Source organism: Lancefieldella rimae ATCC 49626 (assembly GCF_000174015.1).
Taxonomy (GTDB): Bacteria; Actinomycetota; Coriobacteriia; order Coriobacteriales; family Atopobiaceae; genus Lancefieldella; species Lancefieldella rimae.
In genome coordinates this window covers 1-602 of the sequence record NZ_ACFE01000009.1, presented here as the reverse complement: position 1 = coordinate 602, position 602 = coordinate 1, and the positions used below count along the sequence as shown (strand labels likewise).

General features: G+C 48.5%; 1 pseudogene. It reads right to left on the bottom strand.

From position 1 onward, the window contains the following. Positions 1-602: pseudogene (locus tag ATORI0001_RS07590) on the bottom strand (hypothetical protein); the annotation flags it as partial.

Below are 602 nucleotides of genomic sequence, written 5' to 3'. Positions count from 1 at the left end.
AACCCACTGATTTGAAGCCATACCCTGATTCTCGTCAAACCAGTAGTGATGTCCTCCGTTAAGGGTTACCTCGCCAAAGAGTGCGGGGTGTGTGGGGTCTTCGGTATCGAAGTAGAAGATCTTGTTACCGATGTAGCGCCATCCTGAGATAAAAGCACCTTCTTTGGAGGCATAGACCCAGTTGCCACCTGGGAGCTTTACCCATCTGTCCTGTGCAAGGCCGCTATGCTCATCAAAGTAGTAGTGACGGCCTCCGTTAAGGGTTACCTCACCAAAGAGTGCGGGATGAGTGGGATCTTCGGTATCAAAGTAGAAGATATCGTTACCAATATAGTGCCACCCTGAGATGAAAGCACCTTCTTTGGAGGCATAAACCCAGTTGCCACCTGGAAGCTTTACCCATCTGTCCTTTACAAGACCTCTGCTCTCATCAAAGTAGTAGTGATGTCCTCCGTTAAGGGTAACCTCACCGAGAAGAGCTGGGTGATGTTCTTGTGAGGGATCAAAGTAGAAGATATCGTTGTTTGTGGTATATGCCCAACCTCTTGCAGCTATGCCTGCACCATTAAAGAAATGCCAACCGTCACTGTCTTTGAACCAGC